At 43.4% G+C, this 25573-nt stretch carries 20 protein-coding genes and 2 tRNA genes; 10 read left to right on the plus strand and 12 right to left on the minus strand.

Annotated features, from left to right (window positions below):
- Positions 1-21 precede the first annotated feature (21 nt).
- Positions 22-909, plus strand: coding sequence for a DUF3108 domain-containing protein (locus OD355_RS03115; protein ID WP_263036990.1), 888 nt, complete (start codon positions 22-24; stop codon positions 907-909).
- On the opposite strand, the gene OD355_RS03120 is transcribed toward OD355_RS03115, so the two are convergent.
- A complete protein-coding gene (locus OD355_RS03120) occupies positions 902-2698 on the minus strand; it encodes an AMP-dependent synthetase/ligase (RefSeq protein WP_263036991.1) in 1797 nt (598 codons plus the stop codon). The genes OD355_RS03115 and OD355_RS03120 overlap by 8 nt on opposite strands.
- Positions 2699-2817: 119 nt before the next feature.
- Between OD355_RS03120 and OD355_RS03125 the strand changes: the two genes are divergently transcribed.
- The 3 genes from OD355_RS03125 (at position 2818) to OD355_RS03135 (ending at position 4106) form a co-directional block, all read left to right on the plus strand.
- A tRNA-Leu gene (locus OD355_RS03125) sits at positions 2818-2901 on the plus strand.
- A gap of 32 nt (positions 2902-2933) precedes the next feature.
- Positions 2934-3015: transfer RNA gene (locus OD355_RS03130), tRNA-Leu, on the plus strand.
- Positions 3016-3074: 59 nt separating this feature from the next.
- Positions 3075-4106 (plus strand): isoaspartyl peptidase/L-asparaginase family protein, encoded by a 1032-nt coding sequence (locus OD355_RS03135; RefSeq protein ID WP_263036992.1) that lies wholly within the window; start codon positions 3075-3077, stop codon positions 4104-4106.
- A 56-nt stretch (positions 4107-4162) separates the two neighbouring features.
- Here OD355_RS03135 and OD355_RS03140 read toward each other — a convergent pair whose 3' ends face one another.
- The gene (locus OD355_RS03140; protein ID WP_263036993.1) at positions 4163-4435 is read right to left on the minus strand and encodes a hypothetical protein; all 273 of its coding nucleotides are present in this window, start codon (positions 4433-4435) and stop codon (positions 4163-4165) included.
- A 152-nt stretch (positions 4436-4587) separates the two neighbouring features.
- Complete coding sequence (locus OD355_RS03145) at positions 4588-5088, minus strand: RNA polymerase sigma factor (RefSeq protein WP_263036994.1); 501 nt, start codon at positions 5086-5088, stop codon at positions 4588-4590.
- 852 nt (positions 5089-5940) lie between these two features.
- Here OD355_RS03145 and OD355_RS03150 point away from each other — a divergent pair.
- Positions 5941-7233 (plus strand): DUF2130 domain-containing protein, encoded by a 1293-nt coding sequence (locus OD355_RS03150; protein ID WP_263036995.1) that lies wholly within the window; start codon positions 5941-5943, stop codon positions 7231-7233.
- A gap of 19 nt (positions 7234-7252) precedes the next feature.
- On the opposite strand, the gene tamL is transcribed toward OD355_RS03150, so the two are convergent.
- From tamL to OD355_RS03180, 6 genes are all read right to left on the minus strand, one after another.
- Positions 7253-9586 (minus strand): translocation and assembly module lipoprotein TamL, encoded by a 2334-nt coding sequence (gene tamL, locus OD355_RS03155; protein ID WP_263036996.1) that lies wholly within the window; start codon positions 9584-9586, stop codon positions 7253-7255.
- A gap of 10 nt (positions 9587-9596) precedes the next feature.
- Positions 9597-14672, minus strand: coding sequence for a translocation/assembly module TamB domain-containing protein (locus OD355_RS03160; RefSeq protein ID WP_263036997.1), 5076 nt, complete (start codon positions 14670-14672; stop codon positions 9597-9599).
- A gap of 90 nt (positions 14673-14762) precedes the next feature.
- On the minus strand, positions 14763-15257 hold the full coding sequence (locus OD355_RS03165; protein WP_263036998.1) for a hypothetical protein: 495 nt from the start codon (positions 15255-15257) through the stop codon (positions 14763-14765).
- On the minus strand, positions 15244-15624 hold the full coding sequence (locus OD355_RS03170) for a phage holin family protein (RefSeq protein WP_263036999.1): 381 nt from the start codon (positions 15622-15624) through the stop codon (positions 15244-15246). Before OD355_RS03170 ends, OD355_RS03165 begins: the two co-directional genes overlap by 14 nt.
- An 18-nt stretch (positions 15625-15642) precedes the next feature.
- Positions 15643-15903 carry a hypothetical protein gene (locus tag OD355_RS03175; RefSeq protein ID WP_263037000.1) on the minus strand — a complete coding sequence of 87 codons (261 nt, stop codon included), beginning with the start codon at positions 15901-15903 and terminating at the stop codon, positions 15643-15645.
- Positions 15904-16086: 183 nt separating this feature from the next.
- Positions 16087-17073 carry a beta-ketoacyl-ACP synthase III gene (locus OD355_RS03180; protein WP_263037001.1) on the minus strand — a complete coding sequence of 329 codons (987 nt, stop codon included), beginning with the start codon at positions 17071-17073 and terminating at the stop codon, positions 16087-16089.
- Positions 17074-17191: 118 nt separating this feature from the next.
- On the opposite strand from OD355_RS03180, the gene ruvA reads away from it, so the two are divergent.
- On the plus strand, positions 17192-17788 hold the full coding sequence (gene ruvA, locus OD355_RS03185) for a Holliday junction branch migration protein RuvA (protein WP_263037002.1): 597 nt from the start codon (positions 17192-17194) through the stop codon (positions 17786-17788).
- Positions 17789-18050: 262 nt separating this feature from the next.
- Here ruvA and OD355_RS03190 read toward each other — a convergent pair whose 3' ends face one another.
- Positions 18051-18272, minus strand: a complete 222-nt coding sequence (locus OD355_RS03190) for a hypothetical protein (protein WP_263037003.1) — start codon at positions 18270-18272, stop codon at positions 18051-18053.
- A gap of 277 nt (positions 18273-18549) precedes the next feature.
- Entirely contained in the window at positions 18550-18981 is a 432-nt protein-coding gene (gene ybeY / locus OD355_RS03195; RefSeq protein WP_263037004.1) for an rRNA maturation RNase YbeY, read from the minus strand.
- An 88-nt stretch (positions 18982-19069) separates the two neighbouring features.
- Here ybeY and OD355_RS03200 point away from each other — a divergent pair, with 88 nt between their 5' ends.
- Complete coding sequence (locus OD355_RS03200) at positions 19070-19306, plus strand: FeoA family protein (protein WP_263037005.1); 237 nt, start codon at positions 19070-19072, stop codon at positions 19304-19306.
- An 18-nt stretch (positions 19307-19324) separates the two neighbouring features.
- Positions 19325-19903: a nicotinate (nicotinamide) nucleotide adenylyltransferase gene (nadD, locus tag OD355_RS03205; protein WP_263037006.1), complete on the plus strand. Its 579-nt coding sequence runs from the start codon at positions 19325-19327 to the stop codon at positions 19901-19903.
- Positions 19904-19912: 9 nt separating this feature from the next.
- Here nadD and OD355_RS03210 read toward each other — a convergent pair whose 3' ends face one another.
- Positions 19913-21052: a BamA/TamA family outer membrane protein gene (locus OD355_RS03210; protein WP_263037007.1), complete on the minus strand. Its 1140-nt coding sequence runs from the start codon at positions 21050-21052 to the stop codon at positions 19913-19915.
- 209 nt (positions 21053-21261) lie between these two features.
- Here OD355_RS03210 and OD355_RS03215 point away from each other — a divergent pair, with 209 nt between their 5' ends.
- Positions 21262-24075: a TonB-dependent receptor domain-containing protein gene (locus OD355_RS03215; RefSeq protein WP_263037008.1), complete on the plus strand. Its 2814-nt coding sequence runs from the start codon at positions 21262-21264 to the stop codon at positions 24073-24075.
- Between the two features lie 98 nt (positions 24076-24173).
- On the plus strand, positions 24174-25547 hold the full coding sequence (locus tag OD355_RS03220) for a hypothetical protein (protein ID WP_263037009.1): 1374 nt from the start codon (positions 24174-24176) through the stop codon (positions 25545-25547).
- Positions 25548-25573 lie beyond the last annotated feature (26 nt).

The raw sequence follows: 25573 nt of genomic DNA on the forward strand, positions 1-25573 counted from the left end.
GGAAACAAAAGATACAAGAAAATGAAACTCCCGATGACTATCGGGAAACAAATGAAAATATTAAAAGATACACGGATGAAAAGAAACCTGGCTATACTTTGTTTAATTGCTGCTACGGCTTTATCTGCATTACAGGTGGCCCAAAAAGACAGCATTCCTGCTGCCGACCTATTGGAAGCCGCTAATTTCTGCGGCATGAAAAATACTGCTTTTTCTGACGGAGAATCACTGACCATTAAAGTGTATTATTCCGCATTGGGCATTTATGTACAGGCCGGCACACTCACACTTACTACCAACCAGACTACCCTCAACGGAAAGCCTGTATACCACGCAAAAGCGTATGGCAGAACACTCTCAAGTTACGACTGGATATTCAAGGTAAGAGATTCCTACGAAACTTATATGACCACAACTGACCTGCAATCACAGAAATTTGTAAGAAGCGTACAGGAGGGGAAATATACAAGCAACGAAAATTACACATTCAACAATACAGCCAATACAGTAACCTCTTCCAATAAAACAATTAAAGTGCCCGACTGCACGCTCGATGTGGTAGCTGCCGTTTACAATGCACGCAATATCGATTACGCAAAATACAGCGCCGGCCAGAAGATCCCTTTCACCATTGTCATAGATGAGAAAGTGCATAACCTGTACATCCGCTATGCAGGTAAAGAAACTGTTTCTACCAAATTTGGGAAATTTAAGGCCATTAAGGTAAAGCCCCTGCTGGTAAAAGGCAATACATTTTCAGGAGGTGAAAAAATGACTATCTGGTTCAGCGACGACGGCAACCGTGTGCCCCTGAGGATTGAGAGCGCTTTATCTGTAGGCAGCGTAAAAGCCGACCTGATGGGTTACAGCAACCTTCGCTACAAGGATCTGAACTCCCGGGTTAACTAGCGTAGATCTCTTCAATTTCTTTTTTGTACTTATCCATAATAATTTTTCTCCTGAGGCTGAGTTTGGGAGACAATTCACCCGTATCCACACCCCACTCCGCCGTGAGCAGCTTGTATTTTTTTATCTGCTCTACCTTGTTGAAGTTTTTGTTGGCTTTCGTAATTATTTTGGTATAAGCGTTGATAATGTCCTTATCTTTAATGGCATCTTCATTAGTAGTGTAAGTAAGCCCTTTGTGCAGCATATAAGATTTAAGGTTCTCAAAGGCAGGCACAATCAGCGCCCCCACAAACTTTTCACCTTCACCTACCACTATGGCCTGTTCTATCAGCGCGCTTTCTTTCAGTTTGTTTTCTATAGGTTGCGGGGCCACGTATTTACCGCCGCTGGTTTTAAATATCTCTTTCTTACGATCCGTAATTTTTAAGTATTTATCTTCTACCCATATGCCAATGTCGCCGGTATGCAGCCACCCGTCTATGATCGTCTCGGCAGTAAGTTCGGGATTTTTATAATAGCCCATCATTACGCACGGGCCTTTTACACAGATCTCTCCGTCTTCACCCAGCTTTACTTTCTGACCGCCGAAGGGCACGCCCACTGTGCCAAACCTCATTTCATTATCAACTCTCCTGTTTGCCGAAATTACCGGGCTGTTTTCTGTAGGCCCGTAGCCTTCATATACAGGAATTTTTGCCGCGTGGAATATACGCAAAAGCCGCTCCTGGCATGCAGCGCCGCCGGCGATAATAAATTTTAAATTATTGCCCAAAGCCTTTCTCCATTTGGAATAGACAAGCTTATCTGCAATGCGCAGTTGCAACTTGTAGAGCTTTCCCGGCTTCTTCACGTTATCGTATTTCTGGGCAAGGCCTATAGACCAAAAGAATATTTTTTTCTTAATGCCTTTCAGGTTGTGGCCGCTGGCCATGATTTTGTTGAATACTTTTTCAAGCAAGCGAGGTACGGTAGTAAATACGTCGGGCTTTACTTCTTTCAGGTAATCGCCGATCCGGGAAATATCAGTTACATAGTAAATACTTACACCGCTGATCATGTAAAAATAATTGGCTACGCGCTCAAAAATATGGTTGAGTGGCAGAAAGCTTAGCGCTTTGTATTCCGGTGCATCCGGAAACGGCAGATCTTGTTTATCGATCAGCAGGTTGGATATAATATTGCTGTGCGAAAGCATCACGCCCTTTGGAAGGCCCGTGGTGCCTGATGTATAGATGATGGTAGCAATTCTTTCGGAGGTTATGGATGCCTTGGTTTCTTCTACCTTTTGTGAAATTTCAGGAGTCAGGTCTACCAGTAATTCTGTCCAGTGTTTGGCCCTCGTTTTACTGAAAGTATATACGTTTTGCACGGTAGTAACTTCAGAAATGGCAGTATCAAATCGGTCCAGCATTTCTTCATCATCAATAAATACCAGTTTTGCCCCGGACTCCTGCAGGATAAAATTCAGCTCTGTAGGATTTGTTGTAGGGTAAACGGGCACGATAACTGCGCCTATTTGCTGCACGGCCAGGTCTAGTATGATCCATTCCGGCCTGTTGTTGCTGATGACTACAACTTTATCAACACCTTCGGGCGTATTGTCTTTAAAGCCGATATCCGATTGCGATAAGCCCGCGCTTAATTTTGCCGCAGTTTCCTTCACCTCACGGGTGCTGTAGTACCGCCATTTATTTTTTTCCTTAAGGCAAAGCATATCATCTTTCGGAAATTTTTGTAGCTGTATATCTACAATATCGAAAAGACGAGCCGGCGCAGACAGTTTCTCCATCAGGTTTAATAGGTTGTTTTACAGTTATATAGGTTGATATATCTGACCAAATATACAATTTATTTATTTTGTTTTTTAAAATAAAATCAATAGCGTAAATTTGCCTTTCCATAAAAGTAGCGGAGGTGGCGAAACTGGTAGACGCACTACTTTGAGGTGGTAGCGCCCGAAAGGGTGTGGGAGTTCGAATCTCCTCCTCCGCACCCTGCTTTTATGCTCTTATACAATTTTTTATGCGGAGGTGGCGAAATGGTAGACGCGCTACATTCAGGATGTAGTGTCCTCAGGACATGGGAGTTCGAGTCTCCTCCTCCGCACTTTCTTTCCCGATTCATTTATCAACAGCACCTGTTTAGTAACTTCATAAAAAATTACTATGAACTTTTACCGCACTTTTTTCCCTCGTCGTTGCCTGCTTAAAAATGCTATACTCTTGTTTGCAGGGCTGCTGCTTACCGTACATATTTTTGCACAGAAAAAATACGTGATGGTGATTCACGGTGGCGCAGGTACTATTCTTAAAGAAAAAATGTCGCCGCAGGTTGAAAAATTATATACAGATAAATTACAAGAAGCAATCCTTGCGGGTTACGCTCAGTTGCAAGCCGGCAAAACCAGTGTTGATGCGGTTTCCGCAGCTATAGTAATCTTAGAAGACAGCCCTTTGTTCAATGCGGGTAAAGGCGCCGTGTTTACACATGATGGTAAAAATGAATTGGATGCTTCTGTAATGTACGGTAAAGACAAGACAGCCGGAGCAGTGGCCGGCGTACATACTATAAAAAATCCTATCAAAGCAGCCATAGCAGTTATGCAGCGATCAGACCATGTGATGCTGAGCGGTACAGGCGCTGAAAAATTTGCAGCAGCAAAAGGGTTGCAAATTGTGAAGCCGGATTATTTTCGTACAGAAAAAACCTGGAATGCTTTACAGCGTGTGCTAAAAGCAGAGCGCGAAAAGAAAATAACCCATCAGCAACTGCAACCACCGGCAGACAATAAGTTTGGCACTGTGGGCGCCGTTGCCATAGACAAACACGGCAATATTACAGCAGGTACTTCCACCGGCGGCATGACCAACAAAAGGTACGGCAGAATCGGCGATAGCCCGATAATCGGCGCAGGCACGTATGCCAATGAACAGGTAGGTATTTCCTGCACGGGCTGGGGAGAGTTTTTTATACGCTCAACTGCTGCACGTACAGTGGCAGCTAAAATGCAATACCAAGACAAGCGTGTACAGGCTGCAGCCCGGGAAGTGATAGACGAGATCGGAGCTATGGGCGGAGATGGAGGTATGATTGCTTTAGACAAAGACGGTAATATGGCTATGCCATTTAATACCGCGGGTATGTACAGGGCAGCTATCACAGAAAACGGTGAGGTGGAAATAAATATTTACAAATAAAAAAAACGGCTATTTACTAAGGTAAATAACCGTTTCCGACAGGAAATGAAGAATATTTATTCTTCAACTTCTTCTGTTGTTACTGGTAAAGCCTGTGTTGTGTCAATGGGTGTCACTGTTGTGTCGGGAATTAGGCCTGTTGTATCAGGAGCCTCTTCTACAGGGATAATTGTATCTGTTACCATCATGTTGTTGTTATGATCTGTGTAATTTTCTCCCGCGAAGGCAAATCCGGCCGTCAATAAGCACCCTGCCAATAATAATTTAAATGTCTTTTTCATCGTTTTTCCTTTTTGTTTACTTAGATGCTTTTGATCTGTCAGCAGCATCTGCGTTTTAAATTTGTTTCTACTTTGCTATAAGGCAAAGCAGCCTGTCTACCTTAATTAGACGCACCCTGAAAGTAATACTGACAGCTGTTTTTAAAGTTTGAGATAAGTTTATAAGCTTTATTTAAAAATTAGACTTAATGCAAAAGAAACTAAAACTTACTGATCTGTTTTTTAAGCTGCAATTTGGCGCGATGCATGATTTGCCAGTAATTTTGCATAGATATGTCAAATTCTTCGCATATTTGCTCTGGAGATTTACCATGATAGTGCTTAGCTACCACAATTCTTCGCCATTGCCTTGGCAGCGAGGCCAGCGCCCGCTTCAGACAGCGCAGGAAATCATGGTTGTCTAAGAGGTGTGCCTCTTGGGTATCAATATCATCTTCCACATTTTCCTGAAGTATATACTTATTCCCGGCCCTGTAACTGTCAATTATTTTTCTTTTTAAAATAGAATACAGCCATGTTTTCGGAGCGCTGAGATTTTTAAAGGAATCTAATGATTGAATGGCAGCTATGAAAGTTTCCTGCACCAGGTCTTTAGCCTGAGATGTACAATTGGTCTGCTTTACAGCGAATGCATACAGCTCATCGTAGTACTGCTTAAACCAGGTGTCAATGCTATTTTCTGCCTGTAAAGTTTTTTTCATGTGTATATTTTTTAGTTCGCCGCTTTGCGGCTGTTTTTAATGGTCACATGGAATAGCCTTCATTCATTCGCGGTTGGTATGCAACCTTGCTTATGGCTATTTCATGTGTGTATAGTTATTTGTTTTTCAGTTGTCACATAGAATAGCCATTTTTTAGATTCCATATTCATTCGCGGTGGTATAGATTCTTGATCTTTATGGCTATTTCATGTGTATTATTTTAGTGCGCCGCTTTGCGGCTGTTTTTAATGGTCACATGGAATAACCTTTATTCATCCGCGGTTGGTATGCAACTTTGCTTATGGCTATTTCATGTGTTAATATTTAATTTTTTCTGTTTGTCACATGGAATAACCAAAACCTTAATCTTTATTATCATCCTCGGTTGGTATAGATTCCTAATCTTTATGGTTATTTCATGTGTGTATATTATTTATTTTTCCAGTTCTCACAGATCTTTTAGATTGAATACGCATATGTCGGCTGGTATAGATACTTAATACTGTATGATGATTTTATGTGTTATTTATGTTTTTAATGACTCCCGTAGTTATCGGGAAGCGCCAAATAATCATACCTGTATATGCAGTATGCCTTACGATTCATAAACAAGCATTTAATTGAAACATATAGCAGAATAAGCTTTTTGGTAAGCTTCTCTCCGGGAAATTTTTTATAGTTTTTCTTTAATAAGCATATGCAATATAGCCACATTAGCATACGGTAAAAGGTTATTAACAAAAAAATACAACCAACCATTCAAATTTTATAAAGAAAAATAAAATACCGCACCCCGTGCGGCTCGCTAATTTATTTAGCAAAAATTGATTTAATTTGCAGCAAAGAAAAGTTATGCCTAAAAAAATAAAATGTCCAACCTGCGCTTTTGAATTTCCCCTGGAAGATGCACTCAAAGATGAAGTGAAGGACCTGCTGGAAAAAGAAAAGCAAACTTACCGCGAGGAAATGATGAAGTTTAAACAAAGAAAAGAAGAAGAGTTTAAGCAAAAGGAAAAAGCATACCGCGACATGGAAGAGGCATTGAAAAAGCAGGCTGAAAAACAGCAGGAATCTTTTGAAAAAATGTTGAAAGAGGAGCTTACTAAACAACAGGAAAAACAGCGTGAAGAACTGCGTAAAGAGTTCTTTGCCGACTATGAGCATAAAATAAAAATGCTGGAAGTCACAGCCAGAGAACAGGAAGAAAAGCTGAAAGAATCGCGCAAGAAAGAGCTGGATTTTTTGCATAAAGAAAAAGCTTTAAAAATAAAAGAAGCAGAACTGGAACTCTTGGTACAGCGTCAGTTGCTGCAGGAGCGCGAGCTGCTGAAAGAACAGTTGCAAAAAGAAGAACTGGAAAAAAACGCGCTGAAAGACGAGCAGCACAATCTGCAGATAAAAGAACTAAAAAAACAGCTGGAAGACCAGAAAAAACTGGCTGAAGAAATGAAACGTAAGGCCGAGCAGGGCAGCATGCAATTACAGGGCGAAGTGCAGGAGCTGGAGCTGGAAGAAATATTACGCACCACATTCCCCTTTGACCGAGTGGAAGAAATTGGCAAAGGAGTTGTAGGCGCAGACTGTGTGCTGGTTGTGCGCAACCAATTTGGCCAGGAAGCGGGTAAAATTATTTTTGAAAGCAAGCGCACCAAGGCGTTTGCCAATGAATGGGTAGAGAAACTGAAAGCCGACATGCGCAGCCTGAATGCTGATATTGGTTTGATAGTTACACAGGTCTTACCCAAAGATATGGAGCGTTTCGGCGAGCGCGATGGTGTGTATATCTGCACGTTTGCAGAAGTGCGCAGCGTGGTTTTATTGCTGCGCAGCGGCATACTGAAAGTGGCAGATGCACGCAAAAGCCAAGAAAATAAGGGCGATAAGATGGTGATGCTTTACGACTATCTTACAGGCAATGAGTTTGTACAGCAATGGAAAGCTATTCGCGAAGGCTTTATGGCCATGAAAATAAATATCCAGAAAGAGCGCGATGCCATGGAACGGATCTGGAAACAACGCGAAAAACAATTAGAAAAAGTACTGCTCAATGCTACCCACATCCGCGGATCAATAGAAGGTATTGCGGGCTCAGATACAGTAGACATGCGCCTGCTGGAAGATGCAGATGAATTGTTCCTGGAATAAGCCTGAGGAGGAAACAGCCTTAAAACGGGTAGCCGATGGAAATATTCCATACCCAGTTGTTCTTCAGCCATTCCCACTCCATTCTTTTAAAATGCCAGTCGAACCGGTTTTCGCCGTGCACTGGGCCTCTTACAGGGATACCCACATCGAGCCGTAGTAAAAGAATGCTGAGGTCTAACCTGATGCCCGGGCCTGCGCCGATAGCAAATTCTTTCAGGAAGTTGGATGATATTTTTCCGCCCGGCCTGGTGCTATCTTCGCGCAGCAACCAGGTATTTCCTGCATCTATAAAAAATGCGAACTCAAATATATTGGCAAATTTTTTCCTGATCTCTGTGTTGAATTCTATCTTCATTTCACCGGGCTGGTCTCCTACGTAAATTCTGTTCAGCCTGGGATTGCCTGCGTAGTAAGATCCGGGACCAAGTGAGCGTATCATGAATGCACGGATATCGTTAGGCCCGCCTGCAAAAAAGCTTTTTACAAAGGGTAAGGTATAGCTGTTGCCGTACGCATAGCCTGCACCTACAATGGCGCGGCTTGCAAGGTTAAGCGTGTTTGAAAAACGAAGGTAGTGCCTGAAATCTACTTCACCGCGGATGTATTGCGAGAAAGGTGTTTTGAAAATATGTTTTTCTTTGTCCTCTCGGATGTTGGCGCCTGTGGCTAATCCTAAAATATTGCCGGCCACATCCAGGTTGGTATTCAGGTAAAAATTGTGTCTTCTGCGGTTGGGCAATGCCTGGGTATTGTAGGTAAAGTTGTGTATGGAACCCAGTATAAATTGTTGCTCCAGGCTGCGTCTCAGTATCACGCTGGTATCCAGTCTTTTCTGAAAATTGCTGTCTATATTGCTCGGACGCACGTACACAAAATTCACCACATCCAGCTTGTGTTCCTTGTTCACCGTTGGCTTCCAGATGTAGGCATAATTGGCGTTGAAAGAATTTAAACTATACTGGTCGGTTCTTATAAAACGCTCATAGCCTGCGCTGATGAGTGTCTTGGGCAGGAATGCATTGGATGTATCCCAACTGAAGCGGCCGAGCAGCCTCGGGATCTCCAGCGACATTTCTCCACCGATCTTGCGGGTGCCGATGTTTTTTATACCTTTCATTACCTGCTGCTCCACGCTACCGTAAGCTCTTGCCGTAAATTTTTCAGCACCTTTCAAAAGATTCCTGTGCCGCCAGTTTACCGAAAGCTCGGCGCCGTTTGAGTTGTTTGATTTTACAAAACCCGAAACTTCAAAACGGATAGATTTTTTTTGTGCAGGAGTAAGGAAATAAAAGGTATTCAGCCAGTTGCCGCCTGTGGAAACCGTATCCACCTCCTGGAAGTTGGCCCGTACAAATTTAAAAGTGCCGAGGTTGGTGAGCCTGTTCAGTGCAAGGCTATGTGCGCTTCTGTTGTACAGGTCGCCCGGTTTAAAGCCCAGTGTCCTGTCAAATACTACGGTCCTGAAATTCCTGTCAGGATCAATGATATGCAAATGCTGTGCTGTATCAGTATTGTTCATACTGTTGAGGCGTGCAGCATCAATGTAATAAGTGGTATCTGTTTTTATATCATAATTGGTAAACACATAGATGTCCCGGATCCTGTATTGCTGCAAAGCTTTTTCCGGTGTGGATGGTTTTATTTTCACATCAACATCTACCTGGTGGTTGCCTACCGTTGAGTCTACGAAAGCCAGTAAATAATCGGGATTGAAATAATAGTATCCCCTCTGCTTCAGCCTGTCATCTATTCGCTCGCGGTCGCGGGTAATTGTTTCCAGGCTGTAGGCATTGCCTTTCCTGCGCTCTGGCATGCGTTTGGCTACATCTTCAATATCATTGCCTATCTGCGATGAGTCAGTTTCAAAATTATATTCCCTGAATGTATATTGTTCACCCAGGAGCGCTGTGTATTTAGCTTTGAGCTTTTTATCCTTTACTACAGAATCCAGCAGCACGGTATTCTTAAAATATCCCCTGTTTTCCAGCCTGTTGCCAAGTATCTGCCGGTTTTTTTCCAGTGCAGCATCCGAGATCACCACCGGCGCTTCGCCGTATTTATTGCGCATCCTTGCCCAGAAGCCGTCTTTCTTTTTAGGTTCTCCGATGGCGTTGTATATCATCAGCTTGTATGGCACGCCCAGTACGCGCGAATTGGGCCGCGGCCGGATAAGGCTTTTGAGCTCTTCCTGCAGCTCTTTGTTCACAATCTTTGAGCTGTCATATCTTTTTAAATCAACATCTGAGCCGATATAAAGTTTCTGCCCCGGTTTCAGGCTTTTGGTAACGCTGCACGAAGTGGTGAGTGAAGCAATTACTGAAAGTAAAACAAGTATGTTGAATAATTTGTTCATGGGTTTATTTTTACTCCATCATTTTTTCTTTCTTCTCTTCGTTGAGCAGGTATTCTGCTTCTGTCTTTTTATTTCTTAATTCTTTCTGCTGAGCTTTTCTTTTCTTCCTGTAGAATTTAGCATTCTCCGGCCTTTCAAATATTTCCCTGAATTGATCGTAGTCAAGCGTAAGCGCAAAGGCAACGCCCGAACGTACTACCTGGCCTTCTATCACACCCTCATAAATATTTTTCCTGTATGCCCTGATGAGGTATTTGCCATCATCAGTAAGTTTATATTCTACAGATACATCGCCTGCAATGTTGGTGGCCGCCTGGTTGCCCGCCGTGCCGCCGAGTGCAAAGCTGCTGCCTACATTAATGGTGAGCCTGTCGTTGAGCAGGCGCTTGGAAATGCCTACGGTAAGGTCTGTCCTGTCAATAGCTTTGCCTGTGCTGTAGTCGCGCCCGGTATTGATACCAAAGTTCAGGTCAACTTCTTTGATCAGGCCGTCGGCCAGCTTGTTGAGTTCCTGGGTGAGCAGTTTACTTACCGACTGCTTGGCCATGGCGCCGATGTTCATAGCCTCGCCGGCGCTTTGCAACGGATTAGGGCCAACGAACCTGCCGAGCAGCATCAATGCAAAAACCTGTTTGTTCATCTCGGAAGAATTGGCTCTTATTTCCTGTAGTTTGGTTTCTACCAGCGGCCATTGCGCAGAAGTCTCTTCGGGCAATACAATATCAAACTTTATTGCTGGCTTCATTAATTCGCCGTTAAGGTCAAGCATAACTTCAAACGGCAATAACTGGTTATATTTTGCATCTACATTTCCGCCGGACTCGGCAGCGATCAGGTCAATAGCGGCAGCCTGCACAGGCAGTGAAGCATCAATATCAATATTAGCTGTTAAAGGATCGCCCGTCCATACAATGGAGCTGCCGGGTAAAATTTCAAATTTCTTTCTGATAAAGGCAAAGGATAAATTGTAGTAGCCATGGGTAAGCACATAGTTGCCCGTCATGCTCATCTTACCGCTGCGGTCTATACCGAAGTCTATACTTGCCAAACCTTTGAGCGTGAGTGCATCGCCGGTTCTTTCATCTATTACCAGTGAGAGTTGTGCGGCGGTGTCGGTCTCTACGTTCAGAAACAGGTCCAGGCCTTTGAGCGCGGTAGCGTTGGTTGCAGAATCTTTCGCAATCAGATCCTGAAGGTAGGAGAGCTGGTCTTCTTTTTTTACAAAAACAACCACGCCTTCCCTGTCTTCGATCTCCGGATCACGGCCGGGCAGCACCATGCTGAAATCAGTATTCTCATTTACACGTACATTTCCCCTGAGGTACGGCGATTCAATATTGCCCATTAACTTCATGGAAGCATCTATATTCAGCTGGCCGAAGAATAATCTTTTGGCAGCAGCCTCTGCATTCACAGCCAGGAAATCATCAGCATTGATATCCAGGTCAAAATTAAATTCCTTGTAGTTACTCGTTGCTACATAGCCGTTAATGGTAAGATCGCTGTTGCGTGTGTCTGTCAGTGTGAACTTATTAAAACGGAAGCCCTGCGGCGTAGCATTGATGGTCTGGTTCTTTAAGGTAAGCCTTTCGCCCGTCATAAACGGAACAACATAGGCACTGTCGAAATGGATGTTCCCGTTTACTTCCGGCTTTGTGACTGTTCCATCTACTTTCAGCCTGGCAGTAGCAAAGCCGCCCATGTCGGAGATGTGCTCACCGCCGAATGACTTCAGGCTTTCAAGATTTAGCCTTCTCAAGTCCACAAGCATATCAAGGCTTTGCGTGGCAGCATAATAGTCGCCGGTGATAGAGGCGTCATTGCCTTTGCCGGTGAGTACAATATTTGCCGAGTAAATATTGGAAGCCTTGTTGTTATCTACATTAATGGCCAGGTTGCCGATAGTGTCTTTATTATATGCCAGATTATCTATGCGCAGGTCAGAAACAAACAAGGGTTGTTTCATCAGGTCTCTTACCTGGGCCGTGCCGTTGATAGTACCTTCCAGCGGCAGGGAATTCTGGTTCGCAAGCTGGGTGATAGTGCTTATATGAAAGTTTTTGAAAGTAGCATTCAGCGGCGCATTCACACCTAAGTTTGCACTGTTAAGCGACAGCGATTGTTCACCGGAACTCATGGTAAAATTGTGTGCATGTACGCCTTCTGTTTTGCTATAGCGCAGGTAGTTATCCGGCGATATATTCCACTGATCGTAGTTCAGCATAAGCCCGTCAGGATTCAGGCTAAGCTTATAGGCATTGCCATCTGTAGTTACAGTTCCGCCTACTGCATACCAGGGTTTTTGTTCCGCATCATTGGTGGCAGCATTAAACACCAGGTTGTTGTTGGCAAGGCTGCCGGTAATGCCGGTTTTGTTTAACTTAAGATTGCCGGTAGAGATGTTGTCAACGTTAGCGGCCAGCTTTATGCTGTCGTTTTCGGTGTTTAAGTTTATAGCAAGATTGGCAAGATTGTTTTCATTAAAAACAATTTTATTGCTACGCGCATTGAACTGTATAAAATCTTTTGCAGATGCATAGGAGCCGCTGAAGGTAAGCGTATCAGAACCTGCTATTGCGGGAATGGCTGTTGTCAGCGTAGCGTCGGGAATTATAATGCCGTCCAGCTCAAGCTGCTGCGGGGAGAATGGGCTTGGGCGGTAATCGGGCAGGCGGTAATATTTATTAATGGTAGCTTGCAATGCTGAGGGCAGTTGCGTAAGCTTGTAATTGCCGCGCAGGTTTATGCGCACGCTGCTGTCCAGCGATGCATAAAGCTGGTTGTATTCTCCCTGGTTGATGGCTGTGATCACGAGGCTGTCTGCATAGCCGGAAGTAGAATCCGTTCTGTAGAACATGTCTGTGATGGTCATAGTCCCGTTGAGGTAGTCGGGGTTGGTGTTGGTAAATGAAGCTTTCATTTTCATTTTAGCATTCAACACCGTTTTTATAAAACCGAGTTGTTTGGCATTCAGTGTATCAAGCACCAGCTCGGCCTGCACAGCAGGGTACTTGGAATTAAGGTTAATGGTTGATACCAGGTTGAATGCCAGGTTCTCATCACGTATGTCTGATACGGATTGTACAATACCTTTGGAGAGTGTACCGTTGATGGTAAAGTTGTTGTAGTTGTAACCTTTCACATATGCGCTGCTGACATTGCCGGAGAATTTGCTATACAGGTTTCCCAGGTTAAATTTTTTGGTATTTAATCCATAGCCGTTGGCGCGGATATTGGCGGTGATCCGGCCTACATTCTTTTCCTGGTAGAAGAGGTGCCCCACATCAAGGCCGGTGGTTCTTATGCTTGCGCTGTAGCGCCCGTTTTCATTGAGGTTGGCTGTGATGTTTGCATTACCGTTTGTAGTAAGGATGTTCATCTGCGTGGCAAAGTCCCTCATATTGCCGCGGATAAAACCGTTTGCCCGGATGTTGCTGGGAATGCGTACTGTATTGGGTGGAATAGCGCCTTTAGGCAGGAAGTTTAAAATATCGTTCCTGGTAGTTGCCAGTTTATTAATTTTCAGATCGAAATAAGCATTTGTAAAATCAGGCAGGCCGCGCACTACGCCGGAGATATTCATCTCTGTATTGCCAATACCACTTAATTCCAGGGTGGGAATATCCAGGTTGCGCAGGTAACCTTTGAGGGTAGAATTTAACCTGATGATCGAATTAGAGTAGTTGCCCAGCTGCGGCCTCAGTTGAGGAGCGAAGAGCAGAATGTCGCTCACGGCTATGCGGTTGTTTGGCAGCCTTGCATAGATGTAAGCGTTGCCGGGATTTTTCCCCAGGTCATTCAATGATTTATAGCTCAGGTGCACAGAGTCTCTGATAATGGATTTGTTTGTTTGCAATAAAAGATTACCGAGAGATGTAAATTTATCATTGTGAGCAAACCTTGTATGCGCATTACGTAACACAAGACCGCTCTGTTCTTTAAGAGAAAGCGAATCTATCACTCCTTTAAAGTCCACAGGCGCCAGGTCTACTTGGCTGGCAAATAAATTAAAATCTTTGATGTTCAGGTGAGCATAGTCTATGCCATTATTGGTTCTGCGTTTTGTCTTATCATCAAAGCTGAAGTTTGTGTTGGAAACATCCACCTTGTCAAATAAAAATTTCCACTGCGTTACTTTTGCCGTATCGTCTGTGGGCTCTTCCCTGCGTGTAGAGGGTACAGGTTTGCCTCGCGCAATAATGATCTTAGAGCTGTCAAGAATCAAATCGCTCAAATGAAAATGCATTTTATCAAGCTCAACTTCTTTTGGCTTAGCTACCAAAGTACGCAGGCTGAAATCCAGGTCTGTGCTGGCCACTTCATCTACAAAGTTTACGGAGATCTTTTTAAAGTTTATATCTCCCACGCCAAGCGGCAGGCCGGTGGTTTTTGTTTCTTTGGTACCCGTAGCAAGAATATTGGCCGACTTGAGAAAAACAGTAGGGTTGTATAGTCGGATTTTGGCATGTGCATCTTCCAGGTTCAGGTCGCCGAAGATGGTGGTAAGTGTTCTCAGGTCAAATTTTTCCAGTTCGGTTGAGAGGTTGGCGCTCTTAAAGGCAAATTCAGAACCGGCAACATCATCCCTGTATTGCAGGCGGGTATTGTTAAGATCCAGCGCTTTTATGTTGGCAACAAAGTCTGCAACCGTAGAATCTTTCTGCACCTTATCGGCAGGAGCAAAGGCATCAATAATAAATTGAAAATTAAAAACAGTATCCGGCGCCGTGCGGTTCATGTTTACATAGGCATTGGTAAGTTCAAGCGACTTTACATTGGCATCATTTTTCAGCAGGTCAAGCATGTTAAGGTGCACCTCAAGCTTTTTGGCATACAACAGTGTATCTTTATGCAAGTCTTCCACATACACTTCGTTGAGTTCCACGCTGTTGAAAAGTTTGAACCGGAAAGAACCGATGGAAAGTTCGGTGCCTGTTTTTTTCTTTAAATAATTTACTGCTTTATTTTTGGCGAAATTTTGTACACCGGGCACCTGAATGGCAAAAAAGGCAATGGCTATCAGTATCAGGGCAGATAATAAAATCCAACCGATAGTTTTCAGAAATATCTTGAGACCTCTTTGCAACTAGAATTTTTTTAGGACAAACAAAAAATACCTTGTAGGCAAAGGTATTTATAAATATTGAGAGAGCGTATGTAAAAAGCAGATTTTCACTTATTTAGACTTCTTTTTTTGCTCTAGGTCTTCTTTGAGTAATTTCAGTACTTCTGTCTTTACTTTCAGCTCATGCATTTCCTTTCTTGCCTTTCTTCGCTGGCTCCATTTATTGATCACGTTAAAAAGGAACATGCCTCCCTGTATGGCAGCAGTGATGCCGATTCCTTTTGCGGTATTAGCAAGCCTTGCTTTGGGTGTAGCGCCTTTTTCTTTGTTGAGGATAATGCCAACCAGGCCTCCCAGCAGTGATGTAGCAACACCCGCTGTGCCGGCAGCCACCTCTTCGTTTTTGTTCAGAAAAGGGAAGGCCTTGCCCACCGTAGTCCTCACGGCCTGCCTGGGTATCTGGGTCGTATTGGATTTTATTCTCTGGAAGCCGGTATTCACCTTGTTCTTGAGAAAAGCAATTTCATTGTCAAGATCTGCCACATTATTTATTTCAGACAGATCCCATGAACCATCCGCGTTTTTTTGTATTTTACTTTCCATCATCAGGATCTTTTTTTTCAGTTTTATCAAAAATAATATTGGCAATATTTCCCATTATGAATTTGCCGAACAAGGACTTCTTAAACACGATGCAGATAACGAGCAGCAGAATGTACAGACCTGCCACGCAGCCGAATCCCCAATAGTAACTATCGAGCACCTCGCTGAGGTAAAAGGCCAGCATAACACTTAAAAAAACCAGCACAAAAAAACCGAATAGCGCTACCAGCGAAAACATTAAAATATTCGACAACAGGTTAGAGGTAATCTTTACAGCCTGTAGCCGGTAAAGCAAAAGCCGGTCCTCTACCTGGGATTTTATATCATCAGCATAGGCTGCAAAAAAGTTCGGGTTTTTTTCGTCTGACATTGTTTTAGTTTTAAGCCATTAAGAGAATATTTCGTCGTAATCGGTAAAGTCTTTTTCAGGATCCAGTTCGCCTAAAAGATTTCTTCTCCTGTGAAAAAGCCTTTCGAGTGTTATATCTATGTTGTCTATTCCAAATTTTACTTCTTCAAAAGCCTTGTTGATGTATGATTCAACTTCTTCCACAAGCTCCTGTCCTTTCCTGCTTCTGAGAAATAATGAAATCATAGAACCGGCAAGGATGCCAAGCGCCAAACCGCTTACAAATTTCTTGTTTGACATGATTACAAATTTTAAAAGGTAAAAAGCACTACTTAAATGTTTTCACCCGGTTATCAAATATATTTAACCAAATTTATGCCATTTTAGCCTGAATGTCAATAAATAATTGGTTAATAAATATTATAAATCAAAAGCTTCCATAGAAATACTACGGAAGCTTCAGGTATCGGCTGATAAATTATTTTAAATTGCCCACTTCACATAGACCGAGCCCCAGGTAAATCCGCCGCCGAATGCAGCCAGGATTATGTTGTCGCCTTTTTTAAGTTTATCCTGCCATTCGTATAGGCAAAGCGGAATGGTTGCAGCGGTAGTGTTGCCATAGCGGTCAATGTTTACCATAACTTTCTCTTTGGGCAGTCCCATTCTTTCACGGGTAGCATCTATGATCCTCAGGTTGGCCTGGTGAGGCACCAGCCATGCCACGTCTTCCGAGGAAAGGTTGTTTTTCTGCATGATCTCGTAGCTCACATCTGCCATGGAGACCACGGCAAACTTAAATACGGTTTTTCCTTCCTGGTAAATATAATGTTCTTTGGCATCAACAGTTTCATGCGTCGGCGGCTTTAAAGATCCACCGGCTTTCATGTGCAGGTAATCTCTTCCGGAGCCATCGCTTTTTAAGATAGAATCTACAATGCCCAGTCCTTCGGTATTCGGCTCAAGCAATACCGCAGCAGCAGCGTCGCCAAACAAAATGCAGTTAGCACGGTCTGTATAGTCGGTAATGGCGCTCATTTTGTCGCAGCCCACCACTATTACTTTTTTGTATTTGCCCGATTCAATAAAGGCAGCGCCGGTAGCCAGTGCATAAAGAAATCCGCTACAGGCGGCTTCCAGGTCGAAGCCGAAAGCATTCTTAATGCCTGCCTTGTCTGCAATGATATTTGCGGTGGCAGGAAACATCATATCTGGCGTCACTGTGGCGCAGATCACACACTCAACTTCATCAGCAGCAATGCCCCTTCTTTTCAGCAGGTCTTCCACTGCTTTGGCCCCCATATCGCTGCTGCCTTTGCCTTCTTCCAGTATGCGCCGTTCACTGATGCCGGTGCGTGTAAGAATCCATTCGTCGGTGGTATCCACCATTTTTTCCAGGTCTTTGTTGGAAAGTATTCTCTCCGGTACGTAAGCGCCAACAGCAGTGATAGCAGCAGTTATATTGCCCATAATGATTTCCTTATTTTTGTAAAATAAAAATGACGGGTGCAAAAATAGCAACTATTTACCAAAGTTTGCATTACATTTAAAACAATATTCTAATTTTAAGCGCTAAAAATATACGGTTATGATTGCTTTTGTGAAGGGGAAATTTGTGAATAAAACGCCGGCCAATGTGATAGTTGATGTGAATGATCTGGGCTACGACGTAAACATCAGCCTGCACACGTATTCAGCCATTGCAGAGCTTGACAGCGGGCTTCTGTACACGCATCTGCAGATTACGGAAAACGCGCAGACACTCTATGGATTCTTTTCCTTGCAGGAAAAGGAATTATTCCTGCAACTGATCAATGTATCGGGAGTGGGCGCTTCTACCGCGCGCATGATGTTGTCCGGCATGAAGCCGGAAGAGATTGTAAAAGCCATTGTGCAGCAAAACGTAAAGCAGCTTGAAACCATCAAAGGCATCGGTAAAAAAACGGCCGAGCGGCTGATCGTGGAGCTCAAAGATAAGCTGGCTAAGCAACACAATGAAAATGTTGCAGGCGTAAGTGATGTAGCATCCGTGAGCTTCAGCAACGTAGGCGCAGATGCAGTAACCGCGTTGATAGCGCTGGGTATCAACCGGCTGATGGCTGAGAACGCCGTGAAGAAAGCTGAAGAAACTTTAAACAATCCCAGGGTGGAAGAGCTTATTAAAACAGCTTTGAAGAATATTTGATAAGCCGCCACTCGCCGCGACCGCTCTCTCCGATGAGATGGAGTAAGCGCTTATGGTTTCCTGCTCTGCCATGCCGGCGAATCATAGCCTAAGCGTGCTTCAAAAGTGTTGCAGGTTAAACCTTTTTGGTTGTTTTGCAGCGTAGTAAAGAATAATGAATAATTAAGGCGTCTTCTCTAACTTTTTTCCCATGTGTGTATATTTATTTTTTCTTTATGGACACATGGAATAGCCTTTACTCATTACCGGTTGGTATAGATTCCTAATCTTTATGGTTATTTCTTGATAAAAAAGTTACAAAAAAATCAAGCCGGCATGAGGTGGCCTGCGCACAAGTTCTGCCCGGGAAAACTTTGTGCTCCCGGTACAATTCCTGCTGACTGTCATCAACTACTGAATCCCATTTATATGCCGCGCAGCAGGAATCACTGTTACGCACAGTTTTCCCTTCCACTGGCATGCCGGCATAGCCTAACCTTGGCATGCATTAAATAATACAGCTTATTAAGTCGGTTAGCAGCAGACGACTCTCTTTGGAAGTTTAAAATAATTGGATCGCTCAGATCAAACGCGTACCCTGAAGCCCATTGCTTCCGGCCAGGCCAATGTGCGCAGGTCACCTCAGCAGCCATACCTTCGGTCCTTTTTGCGGCATGCAAAAAGCATAATTTTTTATTTGACGCAAAGCATGGATGTCAGGTAACATACTTAACACTGCAGTACATCTCACTTCTTACTTTTCACCAATCATCATAACTCTCTTATCTCTTGTTTTGTAAAAACTCATCCATATACTGATCTTCCATATCGCGCATCACCAGTTTCTGGTGCGCTGTTTTATCTTTGTAGCCGCAGAGGTGCAATGCACCGTGAATGATCACACGCAGGCATTCATTGAAAAAAGGAACATCAAGCACTTCAGCATTTTCTTTTACACGATCAATGCTGATGTAGATCTCGGCAGTAATATTATCATCTTCACTTAGATCAAAAGTGATGATGTCTGTGTAATAATTGTGGTTCAGGTGTTTTTTATTGATATCAAGCAGATAATTGTCTGAGCAAAAAATGTAATTTACCTGTTTGAGTTTTTTGTTTTCGTCTGTAAAAACTTTCGGAATAAACGCCTGAATCTCTTTCTTACCTTTAATATTTAATTGTCTGTCTGCGTAATTAAATTTAATCTTTTGCACTGGTTGTTTTTTATTTGTCAAAAATCCGAAATAGTAGTTAACTCAATTGTATATGCTTTACTTTTGTTTCAATTACCAAGAATAATTGATGAAGCGACTGTCAGAGATAAAAGTAGGACAATTTGTTGAAATTGTAGAATTTGAAAACAGCGATATTTTCATAAAACTTATGGAGATGGGCTGCATTCCCGGTGAGATCATCAAAGTGGAGCAGAAAGCGCCGCTGGGAGACCCGATATCCATCAGCGTAGTAGGCTACAACCTTAGCCTGCGGCTTAACGAAGCAGATCATATCTTTGTAAAAGAAATTGAATCGCTTAACTAAAAAACGCTTCTTACCGTCATGCAAATCGGGCTTTACTTCGGGTCTTTTAATCCTGTACATACCGGCCACCTGATCATTGCCGAGCATGTGGTATCCAACACGCCGCTGGACCAGGTATGGCTGGTGGTATCGCCGCAAAACCCGTTAAAACCTTCTGCAAGTTTATTGAATGAATACAACAGGCTGAACCTGGCCAACCTCGCCATACAAGACAACGAGAAACTAAAAGTGAGCGACGTGGAATTTAAATTGCCCAAGCCTTCATACACTATTGATACGCTTACTTACCTTAGAGAAAAATACCCGCAGCACAGCTTTACGGTGATCATGGGGTCAGACAGCTACCTGAACCTTCAGAGGTGGAAGAACTACGAGGTGCTGATCAGGGATTATAATTTTATTATTTATGAGCGGCCTGCATTCCCTGTAGACAATAGCGCCTTGCCACAAAACTTTATTTTGCTGAATGCGCCGCTGCTGGATATATCTTCCACCTTTATACGCGAACAGGTTAAAAAAGGAAACTCGATCCGTTACCTCGTAGCAGATGCTGTTGCACGGGAGATAGCAGATAACGGCTATTATAAAGCAAAGTAAGTACTGTTTTTAAAATGCTTCATTCAGCGAAATATAAAAACCCCGCTGCCGTTTTTCACCCGCACGCTTCTCGCCAAAACCATAATCCAGCCTGATGGAAATATTCTTCTCCAGATCGTAGAAGTAGCGCAATCCCGCACCATAATTGGGCTTCACACCATTCACAGCAAAAGGCCTTTGGCCGTACACTTCTCCCAAACCTCCGAAAGCTACCAGGCCAAAGCGCGGAGTAAGGCGGTATTTTATTTCTGCTTGCGCTGCGGTATAATATTTATCCCTGAAACGCCCCTGGAAGTAGCCGCGCATAATTTCATCATTGCCCATTTCGGGCATGAGGTAAAAAGGCATACTTCCCTGTGAGAAAAAGTGACGGGAAATAGCCTGGAAGGCAATGGTTATTTTATCTGTAGCGGGTAGAAAATTTCTATAGTCTGCCAGGAGTATAGCGCCTGAAAAATGATTGCCTTTAAAGAAACGGGGCGCGTAAGAAATACTTGTGTTGAAATAGTTTCCGCGCGTAGTGTAGTTAATACTGTTCCTGGTATCAATGGTTTGTTGCAGCCCGGCATAGATCACTTTGCCGGTTCTGAATTTATCATACAACATCTGTGTAAAAATGCCCCCGCTTTCCTGGTCGGTGTACTCATAGTTTTCAAAGCCTGCACGAATACCGCCGTAGAAGCCGGGCGCAAGCTTTTTGTCGATAAAGCCTTTGAACACAAACTTATTTTCAGTCAGCCGGTCCAGGTCGGCTTCACGTGTATTGTTGCCTGTGCCAAAGAAAGACAGCGGGTATTTCCTGTAGCGGATCTCTGCATTGCCGTGAAGGTCATTATGCTTACTCCACACATCGGCAACGAGTTTTCCATTCACCATTTTTTTGGTGGAATAAGTAGCGCTTGCCGTGATCATGGAGGGGTTTGTGCTGTGCCTGTCACCTCTATAAAAAGAATAGATAGCTTGTGCGCCGGCTGAAAGGCCCGTCTCGGGAGCATAGCCGCCGCTTGGCAATACCAGCAGGGAGCTTTTGCCCGAAGTGTCTGATTGCTGCGATAAAAATTTATCGTACAACCGTTCAATCAATGTTTTTTGTTGGGCGTAGCTGCTGATAGAGAGCAGGCTCACAAACAACACAATAAAATATCGCATAAATAATAACAGTTAACGCGGCGAAAGTATTTCATTTTTTTATAGAAATGTGCTGATTGATCTATCCATATTTTTTACCGGAGCTTTTGCGGCAGATGAAGATAGCCTTAAGCAACATCCTTATACTTTGCTTGTCCAGGAAACAATTCGTTAATACAGGCTTTACAATTAGGTAACATGTAAAAGCTTCTTTTGCAAAAAATTATAATGTGAAAAAAATTGTATCATTTTCTTTAGCGTTGTTTTTGGTTTTTAATTTTATCAGCAGCGCTACTATAGCACAGGGCCTGATCTCCGGCAAAGTTTTGAATGCGCAGAATTCGCCTGTAAGCGGCGCCAGCGTGCAGGTGAAGGGAATCAAAGGGGGTGCGGTGTCTGACATTGACGGCAATTATAAAATATCCTTACCTGCAAATATCAAATCGGTTACGCTTGTTTTTACAGCCGTAGGTTATCAGAAAAAGGAAGTATCTGAAATTGTAGTTAACGGCTCTCTCCTGGAAAATGTAGATGTGGTTATGGAAGAAAGCAGCGGCGACAACCTGGCTGAAGTAGTCGTGCAGGCTACATCGCGCAGGCGGGAGTCTACCAATGCCATGATACAGTTTCAGAAAAATACCAATGCAGTTGCACAGGTGGTGAGCGCAGAAGCCATCAAACGTTCTCCCGACAGGAACACCGGCGAGGTGCTAAAAAGAACACCGGGCGCCAGCGTACAGGAAGGAAAATTCCTGATAGTAAGAGGCCTGGCAGACAGGTATAACCAGGCAATGCTCAACGGGGTGTTGCTCTCCAGCACTGAGCCCGACAGGAAAACTTTCTCTTTTGATATTTTCCCTTCCAACATGATAGATAATATTATTATCAATAAAACTTTTGTGCCTGAATTATCCGGTGAATGGGCTGGTGGTTTGGTGCAGGTAAATACGAAAGACATCCCATCCAAAGGATTTTTAGAAGTACAGGTAGGTACAGGATTTAATACCCAGACTATAGGAAAAGATTTTGCCTACTATCCCGGCGGGAAGCTTGATTTTCTTGGCTTTGATGACGGCACGCGCGCGTTGCCAAACGACTTTCCCAGCCGCGCGGGCTTCAGGGCTTTGAGCGATGAGCAAAAACTGGCATGGGGCAAAAAAGTTTTTGCCGACCAATGGAGCTATAAAAATAAAACAGCTCCCATGAATGTGAGCTTCCAGGGAAGCGGCGGCTTCAACACCAGGCTGTTTGGAAAAGAGCTGGGCGCTATTATTGGCATTAACTATGCAAAGACCAACAGGATATTAGCAAATAACACAAGATTTTACAGTGTGGCTAATAATATTCCTTCTCTTGGTATGGATTACTACAACACGAAATATAATGAAGATGTAAATCTTGGCGGACTTATCAACCTTGCATTAAAGATCAACAACAACAATAAAATTACGTTTAAAAACCTGTTGAGTGTAATCGGCAACGACTATGTAAACCTGCGCACTGGTAAAGATGCAGAATTAAATTCTATTGAACCTGAGAATATCAGGGCAAGGGAATTCTCTTTTAAAACCAACCTGCTTTACAACGGCCAGTTGCTGGGCGAACATAGCATCGGCAGGCAGGCAAATCCTTTGAAACTCAAATGGTACGGCGCTTTCGCTAATTTGCATCAAAACCTTCCTATGCAAAGACGGTTGGTGTACAGGCAACCTAATAATCAGGGGCCTTACGAATTTCATGGTGGCGGTACCAAAAGCCAGAAGTCGGGCAGCGTTTTATATTCCGATCTCAGCGATTATATTTACAATGCCGGTGCAGATATTACTAAACAATTCAGGATGTTCGACCTGGCACAAACTGTGAAAGCAGGCTACGCTTATCAATACAAAGACCGTTTGTTTAACGCGAGGCCATTCAGTATCTACCCGCCAAGCGGCTCCTCCATTGACAGGACTTTAAGTGAAGATCATTTCTTTGCAGCACAAAACTTTGTATCCGGCGTGCTGGAAATGGAAGAGTTCAGTACTAAACAATACGGTTATGCTGCTTCAAATATTCTGCACGCACCATTCATACAGTTTGACAACCAGTTGTCGCACAGGCTTAGAGCTATATGGGGTGTACGTTATGAATACTACGATCAGTTGCTGAAAGGATATTTAAATGATGATCCCACAAAAGTTGCATCTGTAAAGGGCGACTTCCTTCCTGCACTGAACCTGGTGTACAAACTGAATAACCTGAGCAACCTGAGACTGGCTGCCTCTCAAACTGTTGTGCGCCCCGAATTTAGAGAGTTATCAAACTTTACTTTTTACGATTTTGACTTGGGAGCGATAGTCATGGGCAACAGCATCCTGAAAAGAACAAAGATTTCCAACCTTGATTTAAGGTATGAACTATATCCCAGGGCTGGCGAGTTGTTTACATTTGGCGTGTTTTATAAAAACTTCGACAGCCCGATTGAGCAGATATTAAACCAGTCCGGCGTATTTACTTATTCATTTAATTTCAACAATGCCAAAGGCGCCAAGAGCTATGGTGCAGAGTTCGAGTTCAGGAAAAAATTAGATATGGTAGAAATGTTGCGCAACTTCACAGCCTTTGGAAATCTTTCTTATATTAATAATAAAGTCACCTTCGAAGGAAGTGAGATTTTCGAAAGGCCTATGCAGGGACAATCGCCTTACCTGGTAAACCTGGGCCTGCAGTTTGATCTGCCTGATGCAGGATTTTCAGCCACTACGTTATTTAACCAATACGGAGAAAGGATTGCTTACGTAGGATCTTCTGAAACCGGCGGTATTCCTAATATCTATGAAAAGTCGCGCCCATTGTGGGATTTGATCCTCAGCAAAAAAGTAATGAAGAACAAAGGGGAATTTAAATTTACAGTAAGCGATATCTTAAACCGCCCTGCATTGTATTATTATGATATTAAAAGTGATGGTGGCGGCTACGATCCGAGCAACGGAGATGTGATACAGGTCAACAGGAACAACGGTACCAACTACTCGCTGAGCTTTTCTTATAAAATAAAGTAGCGGGGAACATAACAATTTGTTCATGTTTACTTATCATCCAGTTAACATATAAAAAGGACTTTTGCCTCAAATAATTATAAAATTAAAAATTCAAAAAAGTGAAAAAAATACTTTTCTATTCATTGATGATGGCAGTATTGGCCACAGCTTACACATCGTGCAGAAAAAATACCGGTGATGAGCCAACGCCTCCGGTAGACCCCTCCGAACTGATAATCAAGGGGAAAGTCACATCGGATAAAACCCTGAAAGCAGGAAACGATTATACGCTGGATGGTATTGTGTATGTTACAAACGGCGCCACACTTACCGTAGAGCCGGGCGTTACTGTAAAGGCTTCTTCCGGCAAGCTTTCAGCGCTGGTTGTGACCAGGGAAGGTAAAATAAATGCCGCGGGCACATCAACAAAACCTATCGTGTTTACCAGCGGATCTGCTACGCCTAAAAGCGGCGATTGGGGCGGTATAGTATTGCTGGGAAAAGCGCCTGTAAATGGAGAATTCAATGGAAAAATTGGCGAAAGTGAAATTGAAGGTGGTGTAAACGATGCAGAAGGAAATGGACTGTACGGTGGCACAGATCCTAACCATAGCTCGGGCGTGATGCAATATGTGCGTATTGAATATGCAGGATATGCACAATATACAGATAAAGAGCTCAACAGCCTTACAATGGGTGGTGTGGGCGCAGGTACTAAGATAGACCACATTCAGGTAACCTATGCCAATGATGATGCTTTTGAATGGTTTGGCGGTACGGTAAACTGCTCTCACCTGATTGCTTACAAAACATTGGATGATGATTTTGATTCAGACAATGGTTATTCCGGTAAAGTACAGTTTGGTATTGTAATGCGCGATCCAAAAAGAGCAGATGCTTCTAACGTGGAAAGCTTTGAAAGCGACAACGATGGTAACGGCACTGACAGAAAACCCCAGACTTCTGCCGTTTTCAGCAACATTACTTCTGTTGGTCCCTTAGCTACTCCTACTACAGCTATTGAAAAATATTACCTTGCCGGCGCCCAGATTCGCAGAAATTCCACCATTAGCATTCATAACTCAATATTTGTTGGCTGGAATACCGGGATTTTAATTGATGATAGCAAGGGAACTCCCACCACCAATAATATGGCTGCCGGAACTCTGCAGATCAAAAATACCATATTGGCAGGATGCACAAAGCCTTTAGCATATGCAAGCCCTAAAGACAAACCAGTAAACTGGGATCTTGAAAAAACGCTTAACTGGTTCAACACTGCCGCATACGGCAATAGCATATTGTCTACAGTAGAAGATGTAAAACTTGCCGCACCATTTAACTTTGCTGCACCTGATTTTACGCCGCAGGCCGGTTCTCCCGCATTGTCTGGCGCTTCATTCGCAGGCCTTACAGGATTTGCCACCGTTAATTACAAAGGCGCTGTTGGCGCAGGCGACAACTGGTGGAAAGGCTGGACTGTGTGGAATTAATTACTGATAACTTACCATATAGAACT

This window comes from Haoranjiania flava (assembly GCF_025631005.1).
In the GTDB taxonomy this organism is placed as follows: Bacteria; Bacteroidota; Bacteroidia; order Chitinophagales; family Chitinophagaceae; genus Haoranjiania; species Haoranjiania flava.

Excerpts from the sequence above, each read along its gene's own strand:
- OD355_RS03170 (WP_263036999.1), bottom strand. The coding sequence starts at position 15,624 with ATGTCAGACGAAAAAAACCCGAACTTTTTTGCAGCCTATGCTGATGAT.
- tamL (WP_263036996.1), bottom strand. The coding sequence starts at position 9,586 with ATGAACAAATTATTCAACATACTTGTTTTACTTTCAGTAATTGCTTCA.
- OD355_RS03115 (WP_263036990.1), top strand. The coding sequence starts at position 22 with ATGAAACTCCCGATGACTATCGGGAAACAAATGAAAATATTAAAAGAT.
- OD355_RS03140 (WP_263036993.1), bottom strand. The coding sequence starts at position 4,435 with ATGCTGCTGACAGATCAAAAGCATCTAAGTAAACAAAAAGGAAAAACG.
- OD355_RS03190 (WP_263037003.1), bottom strand. The coding sequence starts at position 18,272 with ATGCCAAGGTTAGGCTATGCCGGCATGCCAGTGGAAGGGAAAACTGTG.
- OD355_RS03175 (WP_263037000.1), bottom strand. The coding sequence starts at position 15,903 with ATGTCAAACAAGAAATTTGTAAGCGGTTTGGCGCTTGGCATCCTTGCC.
- ruvA (WP_263037002.1), top strand. The coding sequence starts at position 17,192 with ATGATTGCTTTTGTGAAGGGGAAATTTGTGAATAAAACGCCGGCCAAT.
- OD355_RS03150 (WP_263036995.1), top strand. The coding sequence starts at position 5,941 with ATGCCTAAAAAAATAAAATGTCCAACCTGCGCTTTTGAATTTCCCCTG.
- OD355_RS03145 (WP_263036994.1), bottom strand. The coding sequence starts at position 5,088 with ATGAAAAAAACTTTACAGGCAGAAAATAGCATTGACACCTGGTTTAAG.
- OD355_RS03200 (WP_263037005.1), top strand. The coding sequence starts at position 19,070 with ATGAAGCGACTGTCAGAGATAAAAGTAGGACAATTTGTTGAAATTGTA.
- OD355_RS03120 (WP_263036991.1), bottom strand. The coding sequence starts at position 2,698 with ATGGAGAAACTGTCTGCGCCGGCTCGTCTTTTCGATATTGTAGATATA.
- OD355_RS03165 (WP_263036998.1), bottom strand. The coding sequence starts at position 15,257 with ATGATGGAAAGTAAAATACAAAAAAACGCGGATGGTTCATGGGATCTG.
- OD355_RS03135 (WP_263036992.1), top strand. The coding sequence starts at position 3,075 with ATGAACTTTTACCGCACTTTTTTCCCTCGTCGTTGCCTGCTTAAAAAT.
- OD355_RS03180 (WP_263037001.1), bottom strand. The coding sequence starts at position 17,073 with ATGGGCAATATAACTGCTGCTATCACTGCTGTTGGCGCTTACGTACCG.
- nadD (WP_263037006.1), top strand. The coding sequence starts at position 19,325 with ATGCAAATCGGGCTTTACTTCGGGTCTTTTAATCCTGTACATACCGGC.
- OD355_RS03210 (WP_263037007.1), bottom strand. The coding sequence starts at position 21,052 with ATGCGATATTTTATTGTGTTGTTTGTGAGCCTGCTCTCTATCAGCAGC.